The 19,328-nt window shown below is 72.1% G+C and carries 16 protein-coding genes; 6 read left to right on the plus strand and 10 right to left on the minus strand.

Annotation, left to right across the window (positions count from 1 at the left end):
* Window positions 1-461 precede the first annotated feature (461 nt).
* Window positions 462-1,883 carry a type I glutamate--ammonia ligase gene (glnA, locus tag AC3A3L_RS14680; protein WP_487640781.1) on the minus strand — a complete coding sequence of 474 codons (1,422 nt, stop codon included), beginning with the start codon at window positions 1,881-1,883 and terminating at the stop codon, window positions 462-464.
* Window positions 1,884-2,063: 180 nt separating this feature from the next.
* On the opposite strand from glnA, the gene AC3A3L_RS14685 reads away from it, so the two are divergent.
* Together AC3A3L_RS14685 and AC3A3L_RS14690 are read left to right on the plus strand one after the other, a co-directional pair.
* Window positions 2,064-2,447, plus strand: a complete 384-nt coding sequence (locus AC3A3L_RS14685; RefSeq protein WP_487640782.1) for an RDD family protein — start codon at window positions 2,064-2,066, stop codon at window positions 2,445-2,447.
* Between the two features lie 101 nt (window positions 2,448-2,548).
* On the plus strand, window positions 2,549-3,937 hold the full coding sequence (locus tag AC3A3L_RS14690) for a vanadium-dependent haloperoxidase (protein WP_487640783.1): 1,389 nt from the start codon (window positions 2,549-2,551) through the stop codon (window positions 3,935-3,937).
* Between the two features lie 30 nt (window positions 3,938-3,967).
* Here the strand turns inward: AC3A3L_RS14690 and AC3A3L_RS14695 are convergent, their stop codons facing one another.
* Genes AC3A3L_RS14695 through AC3A3L_RS14705 form a run of 3 tightly spaced genes read right to left on the minus strand, consistent with a single transcriptional unit; the run spans window position 3,968 to window position 6,294 of the window.
* A complete protein-coding gene (locus AC3A3L_RS14695) occupies window positions 3,968-4,675 on the minus strand; it encodes a DUF4191 domain-containing protein (RefSeq protein ID WP_487640784.1) in 708 nt (235 codons plus the stop codon).
* A 57-nt stretch (window positions 4,676-4,732) separates the two neighbouring features.
* A complete protein-coding gene (gene lipA / locus AC3A3L_RS14700; protein WP_487640785.1) occupies window positions 4,733-5,674 on the minus strand; it encodes a lipoyl synthase in 942 nt (313 codons plus the stop codon).
* Window positions 5,675-5,727: 53 nt separating this feature from the next.
* Complete coding sequence (locus AC3A3L_RS14705) at window positions 5,728-6,294, minus strand: DUF4188 domain-containing protein (RefSeq protein WP_487640786.1); 567 nt, start codon at window positions 6,292-6,294, stop codon at window positions 5,728-5,730.
* 75 nt (window positions 6,295-6,369) lie between these two features.
* Between AC3A3L_RS14705 and AC3A3L_RS14710 the strand changes: the two genes are divergently transcribed.
* Window positions 6,370-7,008 (plus strand): MerR family transcriptional regulator, encoded by a 639-nt coding sequence (locus AC3A3L_RS14710; RefSeq protein WP_487640787.1) that lies wholly within the window; start codon window positions 6,370-6,372, stop codon window positions 7,006-7,008.
* Window positions 7,009-7,064: 56 nt separating this feature from the next.
* Window positions 7,065-7,502 carry a nitroreductase/quinone reductase family protein gene (locus tag AC3A3L_RS14715; protein WP_487640788.1) on the plus strand — a complete coding sequence of 146 codons (438 nt, stop codon included), beginning with the start codon at window positions 7,065-7,067 and terminating at the stop codon, window positions 7,500-7,502.
* Here AC3A3L_RS14715 and lipB read toward each other — a convergent pair.
* On the minus strand, window positions 7,480-8,238 hold the full coding sequence (lipB, locus tag AC3A3L_RS14720) for a lipoyl(octanoyl) transferase LipB (RefSeq protein WP_487640789.1): 759 nt from the start codon (window positions 8,236-8,238) through the stop codon (window positions 7,480-7,482). The two genes, AC3A3L_RS14715 and lipB, sit on opposite strands and share 23 nt — an antisense overlap.
* A 107-nt stretch (window positions 8,239-8,345) precedes the next feature.
* On the opposite strand from lipB, the gene AC3A3L_RS14725 reads away from it, so the two are divergent.
* The gene (locus AC3A3L_RS14725; protein WP_487640790.1) at window positions 8,346-8,918 is read left to right on the plus strand and encodes a hypothetical protein; all 573 of its coding nucleotides are present in this window, start codon (window positions 8,346-8,348) and stop codon (window positions 8,916-8,918) included.
* Here AC3A3L_RS14725 and AC3A3L_RS14730 read toward each other — a convergent pair.
* The 4 genes from AC3A3L_RS14730 to lpdA all read right to left on the minus strand — a co-directional run bounded on the left by AC3A3L_RS14730 (window position 8,864) and on the right by lpdA (window position 17,257).
* Entirely contained in the window at window positions 8,864-9,754 is an 891-nt protein-coding gene (locus AC3A3L_RS14730) for a TIGR01777 family oxidoreductase (RefSeq protein WP_487640791.1), read from the minus strand. The genes AC3A3L_RS14725 and AC3A3L_RS14730 overlap by 55 nt on opposite strands.
* A 40-nt stretch (window positions 9,755-9,794) precedes the next feature.
* Window positions 9,795-13,304 (minus strand): ATP-binding cassette domain-containing protein, encoded by a 3,510-nt coding sequence (locus AC3A3L_RS14735; RefSeq protein ID WP_487640792.1) that lies wholly within the window; start codon window positions 13,302-13,304, stop codon window positions 9,795-9,797.
* 525 nt (window positions 13,305-13,829) lie between these two features.
* Complete coding sequence (sucB, locus tag AC3A3L_RS14740; protein WP_487640793.1) at window positions 13,830-15,836, minus strand: 2-oxoglutarate dehydrogenase, E2 component, dihydrolipoamide succinyltransferase; 2,007 nt, start codon at window positions 15,834-15,836, stop codon at window positions 13,830-13,832.
* 44 nt (window positions 15,837-15,880) lie between these two features.
* Window positions 15,881-17,257, minus strand: coding sequence for a dihydrolipoyl dehydrogenase (gene lpdA / locus AC3A3L_RS14745; protein ID WP_487640794.1), 1,377 nt, complete (start codon window positions 17,255-17,257; stop codon window positions 15,881-15,883).
* Window positions 17,258-17,403: 146 nt separating this feature from the next.
* Between lpdA and AC3A3L_RS14750 the strand changes: the two genes are divergently transcribed.
* Entirely contained in the window at window positions 17,404-17,763 is a 360-nt protein-coding gene (locus AC3A3L_RS14750) for a hypothetical protein (protein WP_487640795.1), read from the plus strand.
* A 32-nt stretch (window positions 17,764-17,795) separates the two neighbouring features.
* Here AC3A3L_RS14750 and AC3A3L_RS14755 read toward each other — a convergent pair whose 3' ends face one another.
* Entirely contained in the window at window positions 17,796-19,313 is a 1,518-nt protein-coding gene (locus AC3A3L_RS14755; RefSeq protein ID WP_487640796.1) for a leucyl aminopeptidase, read from the minus strand.
* Window positions 19,314-19,328 lie beyond the last annotated feature (15 nt).

A 19,328-nucleotide genomic window follows, 5' to 3' on the forward strand; every position in this document is an offset into this window, starting at 1 on the left:
CGACAGGGCAACACACCCATCCTCTGTCTTGGGGACGATGAAGCCAGGTGTTGCAGGCGCGCCACCGATGAAGCCATGTGTTGCAGGCGCGCCACCGCGCCGTCGTCGACTGCGTCAGGACGGGCGGTATGTATGCAGACGCCCGAAGCTGGCATGGAGAGATCCGTGCACGGCTCCTCCACGTGGAGACCCAGAATTGGTCATTCGACGTCGGCTTCAACACAGGTTCGGAGAGAACCGCTTCGGAACCTCCCCCCGTCGAGTTCGTACATCGACCTGACCTGACCGAATTCGGCATCATCCCGCCCGACGAGTTGGCGGGAATGAAAGCCGACGCCCGCGTACCGGGGTGCGCCCCAACGTCGAGACGGCGGCTGACATCGCGACTGTTGTCGCAGGTCAGCCGCCGCTCTCGCGATCTTTTCGAAGTCTGAGTTCGATCAGATCTCCTATATCTAGTTCTAGATGTCGTAGTAGAGCTCGAACTCGTGCGGGTGCGGCCGCAGCTGGACCGGAGCGATCTCCTGGGTGCGCTTGAAGTGGATCCACGTCTCGATCAGGTCGTCGGTGAAGACACCGCCGGCCGTGAGGTAGGAGTGGTCCGCCTCGAGGGCGTCCAGCACCGCGCCGAGACTGGTCGGGACCTGCGCGATGTCGGCCATCTCGTCCGGCGGCAGCTCGTAGATGTCCTTGTCGATCGGGGCGGCGGGCTCCGTCTTGTTCTGGACACCGTCGAGGCCGGCGAGCATCAGGGCCGAGAAGGCGAGGTACGGGTTCGCCGACGGGTCGGGGAAGCGGGTCTCGACGCGCTTGGCCTTGGGGTTGGCGCCCGTGATCGGGATGCGGACCGAGGCGGAGCGGTTGCGCGAGGAGTAGACCAGCGAGATCGGCGCCTCGAAGCCGGGGACCAGGCGGTGGAAGGAGTTCACCGTCGGGTTGGTGAAGGCCAGCAGCGACGGGGCGTGCTCGAGGATGCCGCCGATGTACCAGCGGGCGGTGTCGGACAGGCCGGCGTAGCCAGTCTCGTCGAAGAACAGCGGCTCGCCGTCCTTCCACAGCGACTGGTGCACGTGCATGCCCGACCCGTTGTCGCCGAAGATGGGCTTCGGCATGAAGGTGACCGACTTGCCGGCCTCCCACGCGGTGTTCTTGATGAGGTACTTGAACTTCATCACGTCGTCGGCAGCCTTGAGCAGCGTGTCGAACTTGTAGTTGATCTCGGCCTGGCCGGCGGTGCCGACCTCGTGGTGGGCCCGCTCGACCTCGAGGCCGCACGCCTCGAGGTTCTTGACCATGTCGGCGCGCAGGTCGCTGTAGTGGTCGTAGGGCTCGACGGGGAAGTAGCCGCCCTTGAGGCGGGTCTTGTAGCCCTTGTTCTGGCCGTCGTCCTTGCCGGAGTTCCACCAGCCCTCGACGGAGTCGATGTGGTAGTAGCCCTCGTTGACGCCCGTGCTGTAGCGGACGTTGTCGAAGATGTAGAACTCGGCCTCGGGGGCGAAGAAGGCGGTGTCCGCGATGCCGGTCGAGTCGAGGTAGGCCAGCGCCTTGCGGGCGATGTTGCGCGGGTCGCGGCTGTAGGCCTCGCCGGTGATCGGGTCGTGGATGAAGAAGTTGACGTTGAGGGTCTTGCTGCGGCGGAACGGGTCGACGTACGCGGTGGTCGGGTCCGGGAAGAGCGACATGTCCGACTCGTTGATCGCCTGGAAGCCGCGGATCGAGGAGCCGTCGAAGCCGAGGCCGTCGTCGAAGACGCTCTGGTCGAACGCCCCGGCCGGCACCGTGAAGTGCTGCATCACGCCAGGCAGGTCGCAGAAGCGGACGTCGACCATCTCGACGCCCTCGTCCTTGATGAACTTGAGCAGCTCATCCGAGTTGTTGAACATTCGGTTCCTCCTTGACGGCGGTGTGCGCACGTCGAGTTTGCAGCGTTCGGGAGCGGAGCCTCGTTGCACCGTGCCGCCACGCTAGGTGGGAGCAGTTTCCAGACCGTATCCCGTTTGTTTCGCCCGTGTTACGGGTGACCGGTCGCTGGGCCGCTCCCGGACGCCTCCTAGGGTGGTCGCGTGACCAGCGCTGTAACACCGGAGCTCGCGTCGGCCTCCTGGGGGCGCCGCATCCTGGCCCTCTTCGTCGACTGGGTGGCGTGCCTCGCGGTGGTCGAGGGCCTCGTGGCCGTCGACGTCCTCGACGGCAACCCCAACGGCCTCGGCACGCTGGCGCTCTTCGTCGTCGAGTCGGCCCTGTTCACCGCCGTGGCCGGCGGGTCGTTCGGCAAGCTCGCGACCCGGCTCCGGGTGGTCCGGAACGACGGCTCCGGCCGCCCGGTCTCGCTGCTGCGGGCGCTCGGCCGCTCTGTGCTCGTCGCGCTCCTCGTGCCGCCGCTGCTGACCTTCGACGGCCGTGGCCTCCACGACGTCGCCGCCGGCACCCGCACCGTCGCGGTCTAGTCAGGACTAGTCAGGTCCGCGCGTGCGCCCGCCGCCCGGCGTAGCGTCGAGGGCTGGCCACGGGGGACCTTCGGGCTGTCGGAACTCTCTGAGGAGGACCGATGACGACAACCTCGAGCAGACATGTTCTTGCGGCGCCGGCAGGGCGCGCGGGTCGGCGGACGGCATCGGCCGCCGCGACCGCGCTCGTCGTGCTGCTCGCGCTCCTCGCACTCGGCGGCAACGCCGAAGCGACCGATGACGGGGGCTCGCAGGACGCCCTCGCCCCCACCACCACCTACCACCACCACCACCCGACCACGACCAGCAGCGACGTCGTCGTCGACTGGAGCCGCATCGCGTTCGAGGCGGGGATGACGGACGACGGTTTCGTCTCCTTCCTGGGTGCGCGGCACCAAGCGATGGCGCACATCGCGATGCACGACGCGCTCAACGCCATCAGGCCGCGCTACGAGCAGTACGCCTACTTCGGCCGGTCGTACGGCGCGGACCCGGTCGTGGCCGCGGCCGCCGCGGCGCACGACGTGCTCGCCACCGTGTATCCCGCCCAGCGGGCGACGCTGGACGCCGAGCTGGCGCCCTGGCTCGCCACCGTGCCCGACGGCCCCGCGAAGACGAGTGCCCTGACCCTCGGCGCAGCGGCTGCGGCGGCCATCGTGGCGCTGCGGGAGGGCGACGGCACGGACGTCGACCTCTTCAGCTCGACGTACGTGCCGGGCACCGAGCCCGGCGACTACCAGTTCGTCCCGCCGTACCCCTTCACCTTCGCCGAGGACTTCCGCTACGCGACGCCCTTCGGGCTGACGTCGCCCGACCAGTTCCGGGTGCCGCCGCCCCCGTCGCTGAGGAGCCGCGGCTACGCCCGGGCGTACGACGAGGTGAAGTCGGTCGGTGCCCTCGGCAGCACGACCCGCACCGCTGACCAGAGCAACTACGCCAGCTGGTGGTACGAGTCGTCGGAGATCGGCTGGCCCCGCATCGCCCGCGTCACCACGACGAGCGAGCACCTGGAGCTGTGGCGCGCGGCGCGCATGTTCGCGCTCATGGACATGTCCCTGTACGACAGCTACGTCGCGGGCTGGGACTCGAAGTTCCACTGGGACTTCTGGCGCCCGTACACCGCGATCCGGGCAGGCGACACCGACGGCAACCGCCGCACGGTCGCCGATCCGGCGTGGCTGAGCTACCTGGAGACCCCGCCGGTCCAGGACTACCCGTCGACGCACAGCGTCCTCGGTGCCGGGGCGGCGGAGGCGCTCAAGAGGGCCTTCGGCACCGACCACGTGCCGTTCTCGATGGGCTCCACGACAGCGCTGCCGGCGAACCCGGTGCGCTCGTTCGAGACCTTCACCCAGGCAGCGGACGAGAACGCCGACTCGCGCGTGCGGGCCGGGATCCACTTCCGCTTCTCGACCGAGATGGGAAAGGCGCTCGGGCGGAAGGTCGGCGCCTACATCGTCAAGAACCACCTGAGGCCGCTGCGTCACTGACGCCGGCAGCCGTGGCGAGCAGCAGTGCGGTCAGCGACCGCGCTGCTGTGAGCGCATCCCCTTCATGGAGGTCGGGATCGGCCCCTTGGGCAGCGGCAGCTTGCCGCGCTGGGCGTCGAGGGCCTTGAGGCGCTGGAGGATGTCGGTCATCTCGGCGGGCTTGACGTTGCGGCCGAGCTTCTGGACGTGCTTCACGAGCTTGGGCAGCGGGACCTCGCCCTCGCCGCGGCCGCAGACGACCTCGTGGATCGGGACCCCGTAGGCCACGCGCTCGTGCTTCTTGCGCTCCGTCGCGAGCAGCTGCTTGACCCGGCTGGGGCTCGAGCCCTCGCCGACCAGGACGATCCCGGGCGGGCCGACGACGCGGTGCACGACGTCCTGCTGCTTGGTGAAGCCGACGACCGGGTCGACCTTCCAGCCGCGGCGGAGCATCTGCAGGGCACCCGCACCGGCGGCCGGCTGGCCCTCCATCTGGGTGTACGCCGCGCTCTGGGCGCGGCGACCGAAGACGAGCAGCGCGCAGAGCGTGCCGATCAGGAGCGCGCCGACGACCGAGAGGATCCACCCGAGCAGGCCCTCACCGGGAAGCACCCACATGAGCGCGAAGCCCAGGGCGGCGCCGAGCACGAAGACGCCCATCACGATCAGGCCGATGCGGGGGTCGCTCCGCTTGGCCATCTGGTAGGTCTGCATGATCTGCCCGCGGCGCGAGCTGGGCGTGGTGGCGGGGGTCGACATCGTGTGGCCTTGTCCGGTCAGGTGTTCAACAGGTGCTGGGTGCAGGGGTGGTGCGGGTCAGGCGGTCGCGGCGGCGCGCGCGTCCATCGCCTGACCGTACAGCCGGCCGGCGCGGTAGGACGAGCGGACCAGCGGCCCGGAGAGCGCTCCGGCGAAGCCGATCTCGTCGGCCTCGGCCTTGAGCTCGACGAACTCCTCCGGCTTGACCCACCGCTCCACGGGGTGGTGGCGCGGGGAGGGGCGGAGGTACTGGGTGATGGTGATCAGCTCGCAGCCGGCCTCGTGGAGGTCGCGCAGCGCCTGGCTGACCTCCTCGCGGGTCTCACCCATGCCGAGGATCAGGTTGGACTTGGTCACCAGACCGAAGTCGCGGGCCTGCGTGATGACGTCGAGCGAGCGGTCGTAGCGGAACGCCGGGCGGATCCGCTTGAAGATCCGGGGGACCGTCTCGACGTTGTGGGCGAGGACCTCGGGACGCGACTCGAAGACCTCCTGGAGGAGGTCGGGCTTGCCGTTGAAGTCGGGGATGAGGTTCTCGACGCCGGTGCCGGGGTTGAGCTCGTGGATCGCGCGGACCGTCTCGGCGTAGAGCCAGGCGCCGCCGTCGGGGAGGTCGTCGCGAGCGACACCGGTGATGGTGGCGTAGCGGAGCTGCATCTTCTGCACCGACTCGGCGACGCGGCGCGGCTCGTCACGGTCGAGCGGCTGCGGCTTGCCGGTGTCGATCTGGCAGAAGTCGCACCGGCGCGTGCACTGGTCGCCGCCGATGAGGAAGGTCGCCTCGCGGTCCTCCCAGCACTCGAAGATGTTGGGGCAGCCGGCCTCCTGGCAGACCGTGTGGAGCCCCTCGGACTTCACGAGGTTCTGCAGGGAGGTGTACTCAGGGCCCATCTTGGCCCGGGTCTTGATCCACTCCGGCTTGCGTTCGATCGGGGTCTCCGCGTTGCGGATCTCCAGTCGGAGAAGCTTGCGTCCTTCGGGTGCGGGAGCAGTCGTCACACCCGCCACTCTACGACGGGGCGCCGAGCGCCCCCAATCAGCCTCCGCCCCGCTCAGGCCGGGGCGTCGACGTAGTCCGGCTGCGTGCTGTCGAGGCGCTCGTGGGCGCTCGTGAGGTGGCCGGACCCCCGCTCGAGGGAACCGACCGCCCGCGCCAGGCCGAACTCGGGCATGTTGCCGTAGAGGGACTCGATCCGGTCCTTCGGCACGACGTACGTCTCGTGGAAGATGCCGACGTCGCCGGTGGCGGCCGCGCGCTTGTTGAAGGCGCCCCAGGCCGGCGCGTGCGACATCGAGGCGTCGCGCGCGAAGGCGCCGAGCTCCTCGGCGCTGCGCCAGTACTGGACGGTGAGGAAGACGCGGCCGGCCCAGAAGGTGTGGACGCCGAGGAGGCCGCGGTCGGCCCGCGCGAGCTCGCTTAGCATCCGGGGCATGGCGACGAAGGCCGGCCACCAGCTGCGGACCTTGCGCAGCCGGTTGATGCGCATCCCGATGACGAACAGGACGATGTCGTCCGCCTGGAGGTCGGCGACGTACTGCCCGCCGCGCACGCCGGACGGCGTACGACCTCGGGCGGAGGCGTAGGCGCGGGGGACACGCCGGGTGGTCGGGTCGGCCATGGATCCTCCCTTGGATAGTTATACTGTCGTCTACGACAGTGACACTATCTACACGCCGACGTCAAGGGGGTGGCCGTGCGGATCTCCGAGCTCTCGGAGCAGACCGGGGTGCCGGTGCCGACGATCAAGTACTACCTGCGCGAGGGCCTGCTGCCCGAGGGCGACAAGCGCACGCCGCGGCTCACCGAGTACGGCGATCCGCACGTACGACGCCTCGAGCTGCTCCGGATCCTCCGCGAGGTGGGGGACGTGCCGGTCGAGGGCCTCAAGCGCCTGGTCGCGGCCACGGAGACACGGGGCACCGTGCACGACCTCTTCGCGGTCGCTGCCGACGCGCTGGCGCCGACGCCCCCGCCGCCCGGGGCGGGCCGGGAGCCGGCGCGGGCGATCGCCGACGCGATCATCGAGCAGGCGGGCTGGGACCGGGTGCGCGAGGACTCGGTCGACCGCGACAACCTGGCGGCGACGCTGGAGCTGGTGGCCGGGTTCGACACCCATCCGCGGGGCCCGGCCGAGATCGCGCCCTACGTCGCGATGGCCGACCAGCTGGCGCGCCACGAGATCGCCAACCTCGACGACGGGAAGGACCGCATCGGCCTGCTGGAGGAGATGGTCGTGGGGCAGGTCGTCTTCGCGACCGTGCTCACGACGCTGCGACGGCTCGCGGAGGAGCACCACTCGCACGAGCGGTTCGGGGAGGACCGGCGGGGCTGACCGGTCGCCGGTACGTACGCGTTGACCACGGCCGCCGGCGGGTGGACGCTGAGCAGGTGGGCACGTCACGACGTCGCCTCGCGGCGACGGGCAACAGGATCGGCGTCTTCCTGCACCGGGCGGCAGGCGGGCGACTCGACGCCTTCGGCGACACGACCGTGCTCATGATCACCTCGCCCGGGCGCCGTACCGGCCTGCCCCGGTCGACGATGGTGCGCTACCTCGAGCACGACGGCGGCTACCTGGTGTGGGGCACCGGCAGCGGCTCGCCCCGGGATCCCGACTGGTTCCGCAACCTGCGGCACACGCCGCGTGCGCAGGTCGAGATCGGGCGGGAGGCGCAGGACGTCGAGGTGGTCGAGCTGCACGGCGCCGAGCGCGACCGGGTGTGGCGCGACGTGGTGCTGGCCCGCGCGCCGGGAGTGGCGCGCTACGAGGCCAAGGCAGGTCGCGTGATCCCGGTGGCCGTGCTCAGGCCGGTGCGCCGGGCCTGACCAGCTCGATGCGGGGGCCGCGGCCCGGCTCGGGGCGCGCGTCGTAGTCGGGCGTGGCGTCGTAGGGCTGCCACGACAGGTACGTCGCCAGGTGGCGCCGCACGTTCGGCAGCACGTCCTCGACCGTGACGTCGCGACCCAGCTCCTGCGAGAGCGAGGTGACACCGGCGTCGGCGATCCCGCACGGGACGAAGCGGTCGTACCAGCCCAGGTCGACGTCACAGTTCAGCGCGAAGCCGTGCATGGTCACGCCGCGGCTGACGCGGATGCCGATCGCCGCGATCTTGCGCTCGGGCCCGCGCTCGTCCTCCCGCAGCCACACGCCGCTGCGGCCGGGGATGCGGGCGGTGGTGACGCCGAAGTCGGCGCAGACCGCGATCAGCGCCTCCTCGACGCGGCGCACGTAGTCGACGACCTTGACGTGGTCGGGCAGCCCGACGATCGGGTAGCCGACCAGCTGGCCCGGGCCGTGGAAGGTGATCTTGCCGCCGCGGTCGACGTCGATCACCGCCGCGCCGCCGGGGTCGAGCGGCCGCTCGTGGGGGTCGGTGCGCTTGCCGGCGGTGAAGACGGGCGGGTGCTCCAGCAGCAGGACGGTGTCGGGCCGTGAGCCCGCGACGACCTCCTCGTGCACGTGTCGCTGCAGGTCCCACGCGGCCAGGTAGTCGACGGCGTCGTCGCCGAGTCCGGCGACCTCGACGTCGAGCGGGTGCGTGGTGATCTGGTCCGACGACATGTCCCCGAGCGTACGCCGCTGGGTCACCGACACCGCCGCGGGTGGGGTGGGCCGACGGCCTGTGGATGACGCCAGCGGCCGCCCGGCGGATCGGCGAGGGTGGCGGGGTGGACCCGCGACGACTCCTCCCCGGGCTGACCGCCGCCGCCTGCGCCCTGGTGGTGGCAGTGCTCGTGGTGGTCGTGGCACGACCCGACCCCGCGCCGCGCCCACGATCGACCGTCCCGGCCGCGCCGGCATCCGCCGAGCAGCCCGCACGCTCCGGGGCGGCTGCCGTGCTGGCGGCGTGGGACGAGCGCCGGTCCGCGGCTTGGGCCGCCGGCGACGCCGGAGGGCTCGAAGAGCTGTACGCCGACGGGTCCGGGGCGGGAGCGGCCGACGTCCGCCTGCTGCGCGACTACCGCCGGCGCGGGCTCCGGGTCGATGGCATGGCGACACAGGTGCTGGCCCTGCGTGTCGCGGACCGCTCGCCGGACCGGCTGGAGGTCGTGGTCACCGACCGCGTCGTGGGTGCGGAGGCCGTCGGATCCGGGGCCCCGGTCGCGTTGCCGGTCGGCCGGCCGTCGACGCGGCGCGTGGTGCTGGTGCGCGAGCGCGGGACGTGGCTGGTCGCCGAGGTGCGCGGTCAGGACAGCGCGGTGGCCAGCACCTCGCGCACGTCCTCGTCCTCGAAGTCGTAGCCGGCCCGCTCGAGCGCCGCCGGCTGGGCGTTGACCGAGCCGAGCACCTCGGGCGCGAGGTCGCCGGCAGCCAGCCTCATCAGCGGTGCGGGGACGGCGAGGAAGGCCTTGCGGCGCACCGCGGCCGCCAGCGCCCGGGTGAACTCGGCGTTGGTCGGCGTGCTCGGGCAGCAGAGGTTGAAGGCGCCGGAGACGTCGCGCGACTCGATCAGGTAGCCCACCGCGCCGACCCAGTCGCGCAGCGAGATCATCGGCATGAACTGCTCGCCCGACCCGAGCCGGGCGCCGCCACCGACCTGGAACAGCAGGCGCAGCTGCTTGAGCGGGGGCGAGGTGCGGTCCATGACGGGGGAGGTGCGCAGCTCGCACACGCGCGCGCCGGCCTCCCGGGCCGGGTCGGCCGCTGCGGACCACTCGTGGGAGACCTTCGTGAGGAACGCGTCGCCAGTGCTGGGGGTGGCCTCGGTGACCGGCGACGTGCCGTGGTCGCCGTACCAGGCGATGCCGTTGCCGGCGAGGAAGGCCGGTGGTCGCTCGGACTTCGCGATGGTCTCCGCGAGCAGCCGGGTCGTCGAGACCCGCGACTCCAGCACCTCGTCGGCCCACTTCCTCGAGTGCGGGTTGCCGGCGATGGGCGCCCCGGCGAGGTTGACCACCGCGTCGGCAGCCTCGATGACCGCGGCGTCGATGCGGCCGACGGCCGGGTCCCAGCGCGACTCCTGCGGCGAGCCGGGCTCGCGCCGGACCAGGGCGGTGACGTCGTGCCCGTGGGTGCGCAGGTGCTCGGACAGGTGGGTCCCGAGGAAGCCCGAGGCACCAGCGATGACGACGCGCATGTCCCCACCCAACCATGCGGCCCAAGTGGCCGCGGGTGGTTCAGCCGGCCAGGTGGGCCCACCGCGACGACAGCTCGTGCCAGGGCCCGTCGTCGACCACGCGGCCGGAGTCGAGCACCACGACCCGGTCGGCCTGAGCGAGCGCCGCCGCCTTGCTGGTGGCGCCGATGACGGCGGTGCCGCGGGCGCGCAGTGCCTGCCACAGCTCGATCTCGGTCGCGGCGTCGAGCGCTGATGAGACGTCGTCGGCCAGCAGCACATCGGCGTCGGTCGCCAACGCCCGGGCCAGCGCCAGCCGCTGCACCTGGCCGCCGGAGAGGCGTACGCCGCGGTGGCCGACGAGGGCGTCGGGGCCACCCGCCTCCGAGACGTCGCGTCCCATGCGGGCCGCCTCGAGCGCGGGCACCACCGAGCGGTCGACGTGGTCGAGGGCGACGTTGCCGGTGAACGTGCCGGACAGCACCCGCGGCACCTGCGCCACGTGGGCCACCCGGCCGGGCCGGAGCGTGGTCTGCGGGTCGTCGACGACATGGCCGTTCCAGCGGATCTGCCCGGTGCTGGTGACCAGGCCCGCGAGTGCGCTCAGCAGGCTCGACTTGCCCGACCCGACCTGGCCGAGCAGCAGGACGAGCTCACCCGCCTGCACGTCGAGGTCGACGTCCTCGACGCCGACCGTGCCGTCGTCGTGGACCGCGGCGAGGTCGCGGATCGCCAGGGTGCGCAGCGGGTCGCGGTGGGGGGTGGGGGGCTCCGGGCCGGTGCCACGGACGAGGTCGACACCGGGCGGGAGGTCCATCAGGTCGCCACCGCCGGCGAGCTCGCTGGTGGCCCTCATCCAGGCGCGGGTGCCGGGGGCCTCGGTCACGACCGTGCCCGCGACCCGGCCGAACCAGTCGAACCCGCTGACGGCGTTGGCGACGAGCAGCGCGGTCGCGAGCTCCCACTGCCCGGCGAGCAGCCCGCCCCATGCGGCGACGACGCCGCACTGGACCATGACGACCGGCACGCCCTCGAGCAGGGCCTGCACGCGGTGCTCGCGCACGGCGGCGTCCACCCGGCCGCCGTCGACGTCGCGCAGGTGCTGGTGGACCTGCGGCGTCGCGGCGGCGAGCTTGACGGTGCGCACCGACTCGAGCGCGGACACGAGCGACTGCCCGAACCTCGCGCGCGCGGTGGACGCGGCAGCGGCCGAGCGTCCGGCGACGCGGCGGCCCAGGGTCGAGGCGAGGGCGGACGCGACCATGACGGCCAGCAGGACCGCGCCGGCCACCCACGTGCGGGCGATCAGGGCGGTCACCGCCGCGATGATCAGGCCGTTGACGAAGTCGACCCAGCGGTCGGTGTAGCGCGCGAGGCGGTCGGCGTCCATCGTGCGGGCGACGACCTCGCCGGGCGGGGTGCGGAGCAACCGACGCTGGGAGGTCTGCCCGTGCAGCACGGCCGCGCGCACGCGGAGGCGTACCTCCACCCACCAGTGGGGGTAGGTGCGGAACGCCTGGGCGAGCAGGAGCGGCCCGATCAGGAGGGAGACCACCAGGGCGAGGACGAGGAACCCCGGACGCTCACCCGACTGCAGGTCGGTGACGATGTGGCCCCACACCCAGCCGGTGACGGCGCCGAAGGCGCCGGTCAGCGAGGAGACGAGGAAGAGGAACGCACCGACCAGTCCCCACTGCGGCTGCATGCTGATGGTGTGGAGCACCTGCCGGGCCAGGCTCGGCGTGGGCGTGAGCTCGGGCGGCGGCGGGGGAGTGGTGCTGCGACGCACGGACCCGATGGTGGCGTCGTCGTGGTGGTGCTCCTCGACCGCCACCTCGTGGGCGGCCGCGTCGAGGAGGTCGCGGAACCGGCCGGGCTCCGCGGCGAGGCGAGCGCGCGGGCCCTGCTGCACCACCCGGCCGGACTCGAGGACGGCGACCTGCTCGGCGCGCTCGGTCGTGGAGAGGCGGTGGGCGACGAGGATGCCGGTGCGACCCGAGATCAGCCGGTCGGCGGCGCGTACGACGCGGGCCTCGGTCACGGGGTCCATCCGTGCGGTGGCCTCGTCGAGGACGACGACGCTGACGTCGCGCACGAGGAGTCGGGCGAAGGCGACCAGCTGCTCCTCCCCGGCGGAGAGGCTGGTGCCGCCGGGGCCGAGGACCGTGTCGAGGCCGCTGGGCAGCCCGGCGACCCACTCCGTCAGGCCGAGCTCCGCCACCGCCGCCTCGACGACCGCGCGCGGGACGTCGTCGAACAGGGTGATGTTGTCGGCGAGGGTGCCGGCGAGGACCTCGGTGCGCTGGGTGACGACACCGACGGCCGAGCGCAGCTGCTGCAGGTCGAGGTCGAGGACGTCGACCCCGCCGAGGAACACCATGCCCCGGGGCGGCTCGACGGCCCGGGAGAGGAGGGAGGCGAGGGTCGACTTGCCCGACCCGGTGCGACCGACCAGGGCGCAGGTGTGGCCCGCGCTGAGCAGGAGGTCGACGTCGCGGAGCGCGAAGGTGCCGGTGCCGTAGCTGAACTCGAGGTGGCGGAACTCGACGTCGAGCGGGCCGTCCGGCACGGGCAGGCCACCGGTCGGCTCGGCGGGCGAGGCGAGCATGCCGCGCAGCCGCAGCACCGCGCCGAATCCCTCCTGGAGGTCGGGCAGGTGGCGCGCGAGCATGTCGACGCCGCCGACGAACATCGTCGTGACGAGGAACAGGGTGACCAGCCGGGCGGTCGACAGGTCACCGGAGATGGCCAGCGCGACGCCGACGACGCCGACGGCGGCCAGGGCGCCGTGGAGCAGCCCCCCGCTGCGACGCGTGACACGCACCTCGACCGCCAGCACGGCGTCGAGGGTGCGGTGGACGACGGACGCCAGGTGTGCGTTGCGGCCCAGCACGTGGGCCTGGCCGAGCGAGGTGCGGAGGTCGTCGCGCGCGGCGACGCCCTCCTCGGTGGACGCGGCGTGGTCGGTCCAGGCCGCCTCCTCGACGACCTTGCGCTCCGCGATCTGCGGGAGCAGGCGGCGGATCGCGAGGTAGGTGACGACCGCGGTCAGCGGGAACAGGAAGGCGGCCGGCCACCACGTCAGGGAGGCGACGACCCACAGCGGGCCCGAGGCGAGGAAGGTGCGGGCGGCCTGCCACACGCCCCAGCGCATCAGCTGGCCGACCTCCCACGTGTCGTCGTCGATGCGGTCGAGGACCTCGCCGACGGCCTGCTCGGAGAGCTCGGACAACGGCTGCGCCATCGCGGCGTCGAGCAGGTCGGAGCGCAGCTTCCCCTCGGCGCGGTCGCAGATGGTGGCCCAGATCGTCTTGGCGACGGTGTCGATCACCGCCCCGCCGACGACGCACAGCGCGAGGAGGGTCAGGAGCGTGCTGGTCGGGCCGTCGGCGAGACGACCGGCGACCATCGAGCCGAGGGACGCGGCGACGGCGCCGAGCAGCGACATCGAAAAGCAGAGGTAGGTCAGCGGACGGCGTACCCGGCGCCAGTCGACAGGCACCCGGCCCGGCGGCAGCCCGTCGGTCGCGGACGTCGTCGCCGGTGCCGTGTGGGTCTGCGTCTCGGTCACCGTCACAAACACCAGACGTTACGTGCCGGCACCGACACCGCGCGCCCGATTTTCGTGTGACCCCGACCGCTGTGACGCCGGGTTACGTGCTGTACCCACCCCCGTGCAGCCCAGTGGGTACAAGCACCAACCCGGCATTGCAGCGCGAGGCGGCTGCGGGGTGGGACGGACGTACGACGACGCCCCGCTCGGCGCGCCGCCGCCGGACACGCGCATGGGCGGCGCGACCCTCGCCTTCCACGGCTGGCGGAGGTGGCTCACACACCGACGCACAGCGCGTCGCCGTGCGACAGGTGCGAGGGCGGGCCGGCCACCGGCGTCGTGGGTCCCGAAGATCATGGAACATCTGCGTCACCAGGTGGCTCGGTTCTTCCACGTTGTCGTGGGAGTCACCGGATATCCGGTGACCGCCCCCGCCATGCACCGCTCGGCCGCAGGTGGGACGGACGTACGACGACGCCCCGCCCACCAGGAGTGGACGGGGCGTCGTACGTCAGGTCGTCGGGTTACGGGACGACCGGTTGCTCAGACCTCGAACTGGCCGGCCTCGAGGCGCTTCTTGACCTCCTGGAGGAAGCGGCCCGCGTCGGCGCCGTCGACCAGGCGGTGGTCGTAGGTCAGCGACAGGTGGACCATGTGGCGCACCGCGATCGTCTCGCCCAGGTTCGGGTCGTCGATCACGACGGGACGCTTCACCACGGCACCGGGGCCGAGGATGGCGACCTGCGGCTTGTTGATGATCGGGGTGTCGAAGAGCGCCCCGAAGCTGCCGAGGTTGGTGATGGTGAACGTGCCGCCGGACAGCTCGTCCGGGGTGATCTTGTTGGTGCGGGTGCGCTCGGCGACGTCGGCGATCTTCTTCGCCAGCCCGGCGATCGAGAGGTCACCGGCCTCCTTGACGACCGGCGTCAGCAAGCCCTTCTCGGTGTCCACGGCGAACGCGATGTTCTCGCGGTCGTAGTAGGTCACCTCGCCCTTGTCGGTGTCGATCGCCGCGTTGAGCTTGGGGTGCAGCTTGAGCGAGTCGATCGCGGCCTTGGCGAAGAAGGGCAGGTAGGTCAGCTTCACGCCCTCACGGGCCAGGAAGTCGGCCTTCGACGCCTCGCGCAGACGGGCGATCGCGGTGACGTCGACCTCCATGACCTGCGTCAGCTGGGCGGCCTCCTGCAGCGACTCGACCATGCGCGAGGCGATCACCTTGCGCAGGCGCGAGAGCGGCTCGGTGGTGCCACGCAGCGGCGACGGCGACGCCGACGACGGGGCGGCAGCAGCCGGGGGAGCGCCGGCAGCGGCGGGCGCGGCAGCCGGAGCGGCCGCAGCAGCCGGGGCCGAGGCGGCCTGCTGGGCGGCAGCGGCGGCATCGAGGACGTCCTGCTTGCGGATGCGGCCACCGACGCCGGTGCCCTGCACCGAGCCGAGGTCCACGCCGTGCTGGTCGGCCATCTTGCGCACCAGCGGAGTGACGTACGCCGACTGGTCGCGGCCGCCCTCCGTGGAGCCGGAACCGGAGCCGGAACCGGAGCCGGAACCGGAGCCGGAGGAGGCAGGGGCCTGGGCGGCGGCGTCGGTGCGCTGCGGCTCGGGCTCGCCCTGCGGGGCCGGGGCGTAGGGCGCCTCGCCCTTCGCCTCGGGCTCGGCCTGCTGCGGCTCGGCGGACTCCTGCTTGTCCGACTCCGGGGTCTCGTCGCCGGCGGGCAGCTCGCCCTTCTCCTCGGCGATCTGCTGCTCCTGCTCGGCCTTCTTCTCGGCGTTCTCCTCGTCCTTGGGCCGCGCCTCGGCGGACTGGGGCTCTGACGTCCCACCGGAGCCGGCGTCGCCGGAGCCGATGATCGCGAGCTCGGCGCCGACCTCGACCGTCTCGTCCTCCTCGGCCTTGATCTCCAGGAGCGTGCCGGCCACGGGTGAGGGGATCTCGGTGTCGACCTTGTCGGTGGAGACCTCGAGCAGAGGCTCGTCGACGGCGACCTCGTCGCCGACCTGCTTGAGCCAGCGGGTGACGGTGCCCTCGGTGACGGACTCACCCAGCGCCGGCAGCGTGACCGGCGTGCCGCCGCCACCACCGGACGAAGAGCCGCCGCCGGAGGACGATCCACCGGACGAGGCCTGCTCGGCGGCGGGCTCGGACTGCGCCGGGGCGTCGTCCTTCTCCGACTCGGGCGTCTCGTCGCCCGCGGGGAGCTCGCCGGTCTCCTCGGCGACCTGTTCCTCCTGCTCGGCCTTCTTCTCCGACTCGCCCTCGTCCTGGGGCTGCGCCTCCGGCTCGGCGGAGTCGGTGGCGTCACCCGCGGACTCGCCCTCGTCGCCGACGACGGCGAGGACCGCGCCCACCTCGACGGTGTCGTCCTCGTTGGCCTTGATCTCGAGCAGGGTGCCCGCGACCGGGGAGGGGATCTCGGTGTCGACCTTGTCGGTGGAGACCTCCAGCAGCGGCTCGTCGACGGCGACCGTGTCACCGACCTGCTTCAGCCAGCGGGTGACGGTGCCCTCGGTGACGGACTCGCCGAGTGCGGGGAGGGTGACTTCGGAGGCCATGTGGTTCCTTCGCTCGCTTGGTTGGGGAGATTCTGTGGAGTGGTTCAGGAGTGCGCGTGGAGCGGCTTGCCGGCCAGCGCCAGGTGCGCCTCACCGAGAGCCTCGTTCTGCGTGGGGTGGGCGTGCACGAGCGGCGCGACGTCGTCGGCGTGTGCCTCCCAGTTGTAGATGAGCTGGGCCTCGCCGATGAGCTCGCCGACCCGATCGCCCACCATGTGGACGCCGAGCACCGGACCGTCGGCCAGGGCGACCAGCTTGACGAAGCCCTGGGTCTGGAGGATCTGGCTCTTGCCGTTGCCGCCGAGGTCGTAGGTCAGCGTGGTGACCGCGTCGCCGTGGAGCTCGCGGGCCTTCGCCTCGTCGAGCCCGACCGACGCGATCTCCGGGTGGGAGTAGGTCACGCGGGGGATGCCGGCGTCGTCGACCGGCCGTGGGTCGAGCCCGGCGATCTCCTCGGCGACGAAGATGCCCTGCTGGAAGCCGCGGTGGGCCAGCTGGAGGCCGGGGACGATGTCGCCGACGGCGTAGACGCCCTCGACGTTGGTGCGGCACCGCTCGTCGGCGAGCACGAACCCACGGTCCATCTCGATGCCCTGCTCGGCGTAGCCGAGGCCGTCCGTCGACGGGCCACGGCCGACCGCGACGAGGAGCACCTCGGCCTCGATCACGTCACCGCCCTCGACGGTGACGGCGACGCCGGTGTCGGTGGTCTTGACGCTCTGGAACGGGGTGCCGGTGAGGAAGTTGATCTTCCGCTTGCGGAACGCGCGCTCGAGCGCCTTGGACGAGGCCTCGTCCTCCGCGGCGACGAGCCGGGGGAGGGCCTCGACGATCGTCACGTCGGCGCCGAACGACTTCCAGACGCTGGCGAACTCGCAACCGATCACGCCGCCGCCCAGCACGATGGCGGACGCGGGGACCCGGTCGAGGCGCAACGCGTGCTCGGAGGTGATGACCTTCTCGCCGTCGACCTCGAGGCCGGGCAGCGACTTGCTGTAGGAGCCGGAGGCCAGCACGACGGCCCTGCCGGTGTAGGCGGTGCCGTCCACGGTCACCTCACGGGGACCCGTCAGCGTGCCCGCGCCCTGGATGACGGTGATGCCGCGCGACTTGATGAGGCCGGTGAGGCCCTTGAAGAGCCGGTCGACGACCTTGTCCTTGTAGGCGTTGACGCCGGCCATGTCGATGCCGTCGAGGGTGGCGGTGACGCCGAACTGCGCGGCCTCGCGGGTCGAGTCGGCGACCTCCGCTGCGTGCAGGAGGGCCTTGGTCGGGATGCAGCCCACGTGGAGGCAGGTGCCGCCGAGGTTGCCCTTCTCGACCAGGCCGACGCTCAGGCCCAGCTGGGCCGCTCGCAGGGCACAGGCGTAGCCGCCCGATCCGGCCCCGAGGACGAGGACGTCGAACTCACCGTCCGCCACTGACTTCCTCCACACGCTCGACTCGCACCGACCACCTCGGGGCGCGTCCATCTTTGCACTCTTCACGACGCTGTCCACACCGGGTCTGCCGGGCCGAACCGGCGATCCGCGCGCACGATGCGGAACCTCCCGGCAGAATGTGCGCCATGGGCCTGTTCGACCGATTCCGCCGCAAGGGACGCACCAGTGGTCCGGCGCGGGACGCCACCCGCACCGGCTCGACGCGCGTGCGTGCCTCTGACAGCGAGGACGTCCGACACCTCGAGGGCTTCGTCGCCACCCGGCAGGGTGTCGAGGGGTTCGTCGAGCCGCGCACGGCGGTCAACGACGTGACCCTCCTGCTGGTCGCCCACGACGGCGAGTGGACCCGCCGGCGCGTGCCGAGCGTGAAGTGGGCGCACGACTTCGCCAACCGGCACCGCGTGCCGTCGTACGACGCCGCGGTGGTCGGCGTGCCGCAGCGGATGCGCGACTACAACCGGCGCAAGAAGGCCGGCGGCATCTAGGACGCGTCGGGCGGCAGCCGCCACCGAAAGCGTCAGGCCTCGGGCCGGACCTCGGCGAGCGAGCGCGCGACCTCGACCAGCGTGGTGACCCCGAAGCCGGTCGCGCCCGCCGGCACGTGGCCGTAGGCGCCGCCGAGGTTCATCTCCTTGCCGGCGATGTCGAGGTGCGCCCACGGCAGCCCACCGGTGAACTCGCGCAGGAACGCCGAGGCGTACAGGCCGCCACCCCAGCGCACCCAGTCGTGCTGGAGCAGGTCGGCGACCTTGGAGGAGCCGATGCGCTCCTTCATCTCCTCGGGGATGGGCATCGGCCAGTGCTGCTCGCCGGCGGCCCGGCCCGCGGCCAGCACGACCTCGACCTCCGCCTCGGTGCCCATGACGGCGCCGACCTTGTCGCCGAGCGCGAGCTGCATGTGGCCGGTGAGCGTGGCGATGTCGACGAGCAGGTCGGGCTCCTCCAGCACCGCGAGCGACAGCGCGTCGCCCAGCAGCATCCGGCCCTCGGCGTCGGTGTTGGCGATCTCCACCGTCGTGCCGTTGTGCATGGTGATGACGTCGCCGGGCCGGGTGGCGGTGCCGGACACCATGTTCTCGGCCATCGGTGCGAAGGCGGTCACCTTGACCGGCAGGCCGAGTCGCGCGATCGCGAGGGTGGCGGACACGACGCTGGCCGCGCCGGCCATGTCGCCCTTCATGTTGACCATGCTCGAGGACGGCTTGATGGTGAGGCCGCCTGAGTCGAAGGTGACGCCCTTGCCGACCAGCGCGAGGTGCGCCACAGCGTCCTGCGGAGCCCACGTCAGCTTCACCAGGCGCGACGGCGCCTCGGAGGAGTCGCCGACGCTGAGGATGCCGCCGCAGCCCATCTCGGCGAGCTGCTCGTGGTCGAACACCTCGAGCTTCACCTTCGGCGCACCCCGGCCCTTGGTGACCTCCTTGTGCGCGGCCGTGACGAGCTCGGCCAGCAGCGGCGGGGTGCAGTCGCGGGGCGGGGTGTTGACCCAGTCGCGGGTCAGTGCGACGGCGTCGGCGAGGACCTCCGCGCGCTCGAGCGCGGCCACGGCGTCGCCGCGGCGGGCGATGCCGGTGAGCACGACGACGTCGTTGGGCTCGGTGGTCTCCGACTTCGCGGACTTGTAGGCGGTGAACGTGTAGCTCCCGAGACGGTGGCCCTCGACCACGGCCGCGACCAGCTCGGGCGTCTCGCTCGGCAGGGCGAGGGCGACCGAGGCGGCGTTGGGGACGTTGCGGGCGGCGACGCCGGCTGCACGGCGTACGGCGATGGGGTCGGTCGGGTCCTCGCCGAGCCCGACGAAGACCAGGAGGGGCGCGTTGACCTCGTCGCGCGACGGGGTCCGGACCGCCTCGCCGGCCTTGCCGGTCACGCCCATCGTGGAGAGGAACGGGCGCAGGCGGCGGCCGTACGCCGCGCTGACGTCCGCGGCGGCGTCGCACAGCCGCGGGCCCTTGGGGCCGGCGACCACTCCCACGACGACGGCGTCGGCTCGGGTCTTGGCGGGACTGGCGCTGCGCAGGGCGTAGGTGGTCACCCGCGGCATGTTAGG

It is taken from the genome of Nocardioides sp. Soil_C_8 (assembly GCF_057656315.1).

Bases quoted from the DNA above. Each gene is read 5' to 3' on its own strand.
- glnA (WP_487640781.1), bottom strand. From the start codon at position 1,883: ATGTTCAACAACTCGGATGAGCTGCTCAAGTTCATCAAGGACGAGGGC.
- AC3A3L_RS14690 (WP_487640783.1), top strand. From the start codon at position 2,549: ATGACGACAACCTCGAGCAGACATGTTCTTGCGGCGCCGGCAGGGCGC.
- AC3A3L_RS14695 (WP_487640784.1), bottom strand. From the start codon at position 4,675: ATGTCGACCCCCGCCACCACGCCCAGCTCGCGCCGCGGGCAGATCATG.
- AC3A3L_RS14705 (WP_487640786.1), bottom strand. From the start codon at position 6,294: ATGGCCGACCCGACCACCCGGCGTGTCCCCCGCGCCTACGCCTCCGCC.
- lipB (WP_487640789.1), bottom strand. From the start codon at position 8,238: ATGTCGTCGGACCAGATCACCACGCACCCGCTCGACGTCGAGGTCGCC.
- AC3A3L_RS14730 (WP_487640791.1), bottom strand. From the start codon at position 9,754: ATGCGCGTCGTCATCGCTGGTGCCTCGGGCTTCCTCGGGACCCACCTG.
- sucB (WP_487640793.1), bottom strand. From the start codon at position 15,836: ATGGCCTCCGAAGTCACCCTCCCCGCACTCGGCGAGTCCGTCACCGAG.
- AC3A3L_RS14750 (WP_487640795.1), top strand. From the start codon at position 17,404: ATGGGCCTGTTCGACCGATTCCGCCGCAAGGGACGCACCAGTGGTCCG.